We start from the raw sequence: 6,000 nt of genomic DNA on the forward strand, positions 1-6,000 counted from the left end.
CTTTATGTAGCCCGTGTGAGAGTCGCGGAACGGGTCGTCGAGGGCCGATTTTCGGCGCCGTGACTCGGCCGCTTGCCCGATCTTGCGGTACGCGGGTGCGGCCTCGTGCGACGCGTCGGACGAATCCTGAGGCGGGCAAGCGGGTTCGGCGTGCCGGTCGTACGAACAGTACGTATCGGGTGCACTACCTAAAGTCTCTTTACATCCGGGTTGCTCGATCCGAATGGGCATTCCGCAGGACTGGTCTTTTTCATATGGTGTAACTCCTTGGCTAGCGGAGGTGGTTGTGCGCGACCCCCTGGCAGAACCGTCAGATCTGATCCGTAGCGTCTCGCGTGCGCTGCGTGTGCTGGAGGCGGTCGGGCGTGCCCCCAAGGGCCTGACCGTCAAACAGATCGCGAGGCGCTGCGAGCTGACCGTGGCCACCACCTACCACCTGGTGCGCACGCTCGCCTACGAGGGCTATGTGATCAGGCGTGAGGACGGCACCTACATCGTCGGCCTCGAAGTCGCCGACCGTTACCGCGAGCTGGTGACCGCCTTCCGCGGACCGGCGACCGTCGGCGAGGTGCTGCGGCGCACCGCCCTCGACAGCGGCTACAGCCACTACCTCGGTCGGTTCGTCGGCGGTCAGGTGGCGATCACCGCCGGTGCCGAGGGCGCCCGGTCGCCGTACCTCGAAGACCTGGTGCCCGGGTTCGACGAGGGGGCGCACGCGACCGCGCTCGGCAAGGCCCTGCTCGCCACCCTCAGCGTCGACCAGCGGTTCCGCTACCTGCGCGAGTACGGCATGCGACCGTTCACGCCCAACACCCTGGTCGCGGTCGACGCGATCGAGGCCGACCTCGCGGCCGGTGACCGCCGGGGCATGCAGTTGGAGATGGGGCAGTTCCGCCAGGGCGTCGCCTGCGCGGCGGTGCTGGTGACCCCCGACAAGGACATGGAACGCCGGGTGGTGCTCGCCTGTGCGCTCCCGGCCGCGGAGATGATGACCTCCGCGCGGGTGGTCCGGACCCGCCTGCTGGCCGCCGCCCGGTCGATCGCCGACGCCATCAACAGCGACACCTGACGCAGCACGGCGCCCCGCACACCGGCGGTGTACGGGGCGCCGTGGAGTGTGTGGTCAGCTACCGATCGGTCCCCCGTCGAGCCGCCAGGTGACCACCACGCCCGGCTTGGCGTAGTCGCCGTCCGGCCAGTTCGACGCCGGCTCCTCCAGCGAGGCACCGGAGATCTCACCCGGGTGCTGGACGGCCACGAACACCGACTGGTTGTCGGTGGTGATGAACGGGCCGCAGGTCTCCGCGCCGAGCGGCACGGTCAGGAACTGCTTGAGGTGACCCCGCTCCGGGCCCTCGATCGCCGTGGCGAAGAGGCCGTCGTTGCTGCCCAGCGCGTTGCCGTCGGTCGAGATCCAGAGGTTGCCGGCGCCGTCGAACGCCACGTTGTCCGGGCAGGAGATCGGCGACACCTTCGACTTGTCGTACCCGGCGAAGTAGGTCGACGGGTCGGCCGGGTCGCCGCAGACGATCGGGATCGACCAGGTGAAGGTCTCCGACGTGTTGTCGCCGCGGTCCTCCACCATCTCCACGATGTGGCCGTGCCGGTTGGCGTTGCGCGGGTTCGCCTCGTCGGCCTTCGGGTTGCTGCCCACACCCCGGTTGGTGTTGTTGGTCAGCGCCACGTAGATCTTGCCGGTCAGCAGGCTCGGCTCCACGTCCTCCGGCCGGTCCATCTTGGTCGCGCCGACCGCGTCACCGGCGAGCCTGGTGAAGGTCAGCACCTCGGCCGCGGTCATCCCCGGCACGTACGACGTGTTGCCCCGGACCAGCTTGATCCACGTACCGGTGCCGTTGAAGGCGCCGTCCGACGGCAGCTTGCCCGAACCGTCGATCTCGTCGGCGCTGGTGGAGTCCAGCTTCGCGACGTAGAGCGTGCCCGACTCCAGCAGGGTCAGGTTGTGCTTACGCGCCACCGTCGAGTTGTCGTCGATGAACTTCTTGTCCGACACGAACTTGTAGAGGTAGTCGAACCGCTCGTCGTCACCCATGTACGCGACCACGTGGCCGTTCTTGGCCACGATGACGTTCGCGCCCTCGTGCTTGAACCGGCCCAGCGCCGTGTGCTTGCGCTGACCACCCTTGAGGTCGTACGGGTCGACCTCGACGATCCAGCCGAAGCGGTTGGCCTCGTTCGGGTGCCGGGTCAGGTCGAAGCGCTCGTCGACCCGCTCCCACTTGCGGCTGTCGCCCGGGTAGCGGGCGGTGGTGCTGATGCCGTACCGGGCCAGCTTCGGCTTGACCTCGTCGGCCACCCCGTCGCCACCGACGAAGTACTGGTTGAAGTTCTCCTCGCCGGAGAGCACGGTGCCCCACGGGGTGACGCCACCGGCACAGTTGTTCAGCGTGCCGATCGCGGTCCGGCCCTTCGGGTCCGCCGCCGTCTTGAGCAGGTCGGAGCCGGCCGCCGGGCCGGTGAAGGCGAAGGGCGTCTCCAGCGCCGTCAGCCGCCGGTTGTACGGCCGCTTGCCCTTGGTCGCCACCTCCCACTCGCCGGTCTGCTCGACCCGCGCCAGCTCGATCACGGTCATGCCGTGCGCCGCGATCGCGACCCTGATCTGCTCCAGCGTCATCGCGTCGAAGGTGGTGAACCCGGGGAACATCAGGTTCTCGTTGGTGTACTCGTGGTTCACCACCAGCAGGGCGTGCTTGTTGTGCTGGTGCAGCGGCAGGATCGCGACGAAGTCGTTGTTGTAGCCGAACTGCACCGACTGCTTGGCCGCCGTCTGGTCGTTGACGTCGAACGCGGGCGCGCCGGGCACCACCGGGTCGCCCCAGCGGATGACGACCGAGTGGTCGTAGCCGTTGGGCACGACGAACGTGTCCAGCCGGTTCGGCGGGATCGGCTTGAAGGTGAGCGCACCGTTGCCGGACTTCGGCCGGCTCGGGGTCAGCGCCGCCAGGTCCGGCCCGGGCGGCGTGGCGGCGGCCGGGGCCGCGCCCAGCAGCGCGCCACCAGCCGCACCACCGACGCCCAGCACGAGGGCGCCGACGGCGCTGGCCCGTACGACGCCCCGGCGCGACATGCCGGAGTTGACCACATCCGTGAAGTAGGGGTTGTCCGATTCGTTGGGCACCGGGTGGTCGCAGGCGTTTCCGCAGCGGTACAGACAGGTCATGGCGCTGCGGCTGCCGTGGACAGCCTGGCCGAGCAGCGGCAGGAGCCGGCGTCGGTCACTCATGGAAATGGGCCTCCTAGCTGGTCGGGACGCATCCCGTCGGGGGTGGGGCCTGGTCGGGACGGGGATGCGTGCGTGCCGGACGCTAGGAGCACGCCGTGAGCGGGGACCGGCCGCTCGGTGAACCACGGATGAACACCTGCGTCGATGCGCCGACCGGACCGCCGGGCGCACGATGAACCGCTGGTGACGGGCTTGCGTGCACTATTACGGAGGACCTTTCCGCGAGCGAGCCGAGGGGGAGCGATCACCGACCGGGACGCCCAACTGCTGCGCGCGCTGCACGACGAACACGCCGACGCGCTCCTCGCGCACGCCCTGCGACTGACCAGCGGTGACCGGCAGCGGGCCGAGGACCTCGTCCAGGAGACGCTGCTGCGCGCCTGGCGGCATCCGGAGGCGCTCGACCCCAGCCGCGGCCCGGTCCGCGGCTGGCTGTTCACCACCGCCCGCAACCTCGCCATCGACGCGTGGCGGCGACGAACCGCCCGCGGCGGTGAGGTGGTGACCGACGACGTGCCGGAGCCGCCACCGACCGTCGACGAAGCCGACCGGGCCGTCGAGGCGTGGACGGTCGCCGAGGCCCTCGCCCGCCTCTCACCGGCCCACCGGGAAGTGCTCGTCGAGTGCTTCTACGAGGGGCGCTCGGTGAACGAGGCGGCCGCCCGGCTGGGCATCCCCCCGGGCACGGTCAAGTCCCGCACCCACTACGCGCTGCGTTCGTTGCGGCTGGTACTCGAAGAGATGGGAGTGACCCGGTGAGCGGCCACGGCGGGCGGCACCCGGTACGGGCCCACGGGGTGGTGACATGAGCTGCGAGTTCGCGCACGACGACGGCGCGTACGTGCTGGGGGCGATGGCACCCGCCGAACGGGAGCGCTACGAACACCACCTCGCCGACTGCCCGGCCTGCCGGGAGGCGGTCGGCGAGATCGCCGTACTGCCGGGGCTGCTCGGCCGCCTCGACCAGGCCGGCCTGGACCGGGTCGCCGGCCCGCCGTCCACCGGACCGCAGGTCACGGACCTGCTCGCCGGAGCCGCCACGATGCGCCGCCGGGACCGGTTGCGCAGGCGCTGGCGGTACGCCGGCGTCGCCCTCGTCGCCGGCTGCCTCGCCCTCTTCGTCGGCCTCGGCGTCGGCTCGCTGCGCACAGTCGGGCCGGACGGCACCGACTTCGAGATCCGTACGGTGACCATGGCGCCGGTCGCGGGATCGGTGCCGGTGACCGCCGAGATCGGCCTGAACGGCGCGACCTGGGGCACCGAGGTCATCATGCGGTGCTCGTACGCCGAGACCGAGGACTACGCGAAGGCGTACACGTTCCGGCTCGTCGCGTACGGGCCGGACGGTGCGTCGGAGCAGGTCGGCTCGTGGAAGGCAGCGCCGGGCGACGACGTCACGTTCACCGGGGCCACCCGGTTCTCCGCCGAGGAACTGGTCCGGATCGAGCTGACGAGGTACGACGGCACGCCGCTGCTGGCGTACGACGTACCGTAGCTCCGGCCCGGCGTGATCGATGCCGGCGCGGTCGGGTCAGTGTGGCGCGGTCGTGGCGACCGGCTCGGCGGTCGCGGCGGCCCGCGCCCGCTCCTGCCGCCGACGACGGCGGGCGTTACGCAGACCGTCGAAGGTGAAGAGCACCAGGGCACACCACACCAGGGCGAACCCGCCGATCCGGGCCGGCGGCATCGGCTCGTGGAAGACCAGGACGCCGATCGCGAACTGGAGGATCGGCGCGATGTACTGGAGGATCCCCAGCGCGGTCAGCGGCAACCGGTTGGCGGCCCCGGCGAAGAGCAGCAACGGGATCGCGGTGGCCGCGCCGGCGAGCACCAGCAACGTCGTGTGGGTCGCCGAGACATGGCCGAACGCCGCCGTACCCTGCCAGCTCAGCCAGGCCAGGTAGGTCACGGCGGGCAGGGCGAGCACCGCCGACTCGACGAACATCCCCTCCGCGGCCGGCAGCGCCAGCCGCTTCTTCGTCAGGCTGTACGCCGCGAACGACAGGGCCAGGATCAGCGCGACGTACGGCAGCCGGCCGTAGTCGTACGTCAGCACCGCCACGGCGACCGTGCCGAGCCCGAGCGCCACCCACTGCGCCACCCGCAGCCGTTCACCGAGCACGGTCACGCCGAGCAGCACGACGACCAGCGGGGTGATGAAATAGCCGAGCGACGTCTCCACGACCCGCGCGCTGTTGACCCCGTAGATGTACGTGCCCCAGTTGACCGCGATCAACGCGGCGGCGAGCAGGACACCGGCGACCGCGGCCGGCCGCCGCAGCAGGGGCAGCACGAACGACCAGTTGCGGAGTACGGCCAGCACCAACGCGACGAACAGGACCGACCAGACGACCCGGTGGGCCAGGATCTCCACCGGACCGGCCGGCCGCAACAGCTTGATGTAGAGCGGGAAGAAGCCCCAGAGCAGGTACGCCCCGAGGCCGTACAGGTAGCCACGGCGCACCTCGGTCATGCGTCCACTCCGCTGCGCTCCGTGGCAGCATGACTTGGGCTGAGCTTGTCGATGCCCTCGCTCCGCTCGGTCATGCGCCCACCTCGCTCGGCTCCGTCATGCCCTCACCGTAAGGGGTCGAACGGATTCTGAACCTTGCAGGTGACTGCTGTCACCGTTACCTCTCAGTGAGCTTTGGTGAGCTCACGATTGGTAGTCCTGCCTTGCGGCGGGACGGTCCCGGTCTGACCGACTGGTGTCGTGCCGGGTTCACGCTTCACGGCCACCCGCCCGCGTACGCGGGTCT

Annotated in this window: 5 protein-coding genes; 3 read left to right on the forward strand and 2 right to left on the reverse strand. The window is 70.3% G+C overall.

Annotated elements, in window-relative coordinates:
- The first annotated feature begins 286 nt into the window (after positions 1–286).
- Positions 287–1,069, forward strand: coding sequence for a helix-turn-helix domain-containing protein (locus AB0I42_RS25300; RefSeq protein ID WP_357540695.1), 783 nt, complete (start codon positions 287–289; stop codon positions 1,067–1,069).
- A gap of 54 nt (positions 1,070–1,123) precedes the next feature.
- Here the strand turns inward: AB0I42_RS25300 and AB0I42_RS25305 are convergent, their stop codons facing one another.
- Entirely contained in the window at positions 1,124–3,241 is a 2,118-nt protein-coding gene (locus tag AB0I42_RS25305; protein WP_357540697.1) for a PhoX family phosphatase, read from the reverse strand.
- A gap of 243 nt (positions 3,242–3,484) precedes the next feature.
- Here AB0I42_RS25305 and AB0I42_RS25310 point away from each other — a divergent pair, with 243 nt between their 5' ends.
- Both AB0I42_RS25310 and AB0I42_RS25315 read left to right on the forward strand, forming a co-directional pair.
- Positions 3,485–4,000 carry a sigma-70 family RNA polymerase sigma factor gene (locus tag AB0I42_RS25310; RefSeq protein ID WP_357540721.1) on the forward strand — a complete coding sequence of 172 codons (516 nt, stop codon included), beginning with the start codon at positions 3,485–3,487 and terminating at the stop codon, positions 3,998–4,000.
- Positions 4,001–4,046: 46 nt separating this feature from the next.
- The gene (locus tag AB0I42_RS25315) at positions 4,047–4,736 is read left to right on the forward strand and encodes a zf-HC2 domain-containing protein (RefSeq protein WP_357540699.1); all 690 of its coding nucleotides are present in this window, start codon (positions 4,047–4,049) and stop codon (positions 4,734–4,736) included.
- Between the two features lie 36 nt (positions 4,737–4,772).
- Here the strand turns inward: AB0I42_RS25315 and rarD are convergent, their stop codons facing one another.
- Positions 4,773–5,714, reverse strand: a complete 942-nt coding sequence (rarD, locus tag AB0I42_RS25320) for an EamA family transporter RarD (RefSeq protein ID WP_357540701.1) — start codon at positions 5,712–5,714, stop codon at positions 4,773–4,775.
- Between the last annotated feature and the right edge of the window lie 286 nt (positions 5,715–6,000).

Source organism: Polymorphospora sp. NPDC050346, from assembly GCF_040655695.1.
Classification (GTDB): domain Bacteria; phylum Actinomycetota; class Actinomycetes; order Mycobacteriales; family Micromonosporaceae; genus Polymorphospora; species Polymorphospora lycopeni.

What these genes read in the sequence shown, in the direction of transcription:
- AB0I42_RS25305 (WP_357540697.1), bottom strand. Translation starts at nt 3,241, where the DNA reads ATGAGTGACCGACGCCGGCTCCTGCCGCTGCTCGGCCAGGCTGTCCAC.
- rarD (WP_357540701.1), bottom strand. Translation starts at nt 5,714, where the DNA reads ATGACCGAGGTGCGCCGTGGCTACCTGTACGGCCTCGGGGCGTACCTG.
- AB0I42_RS25315 (WP_357540699.1), top strand. Translation starts at nt 4,047, where the DNA reads ATGAGCTGCGAGTTCGCGCACGACGACGGCGCGTACGTGCTGGGGGCG.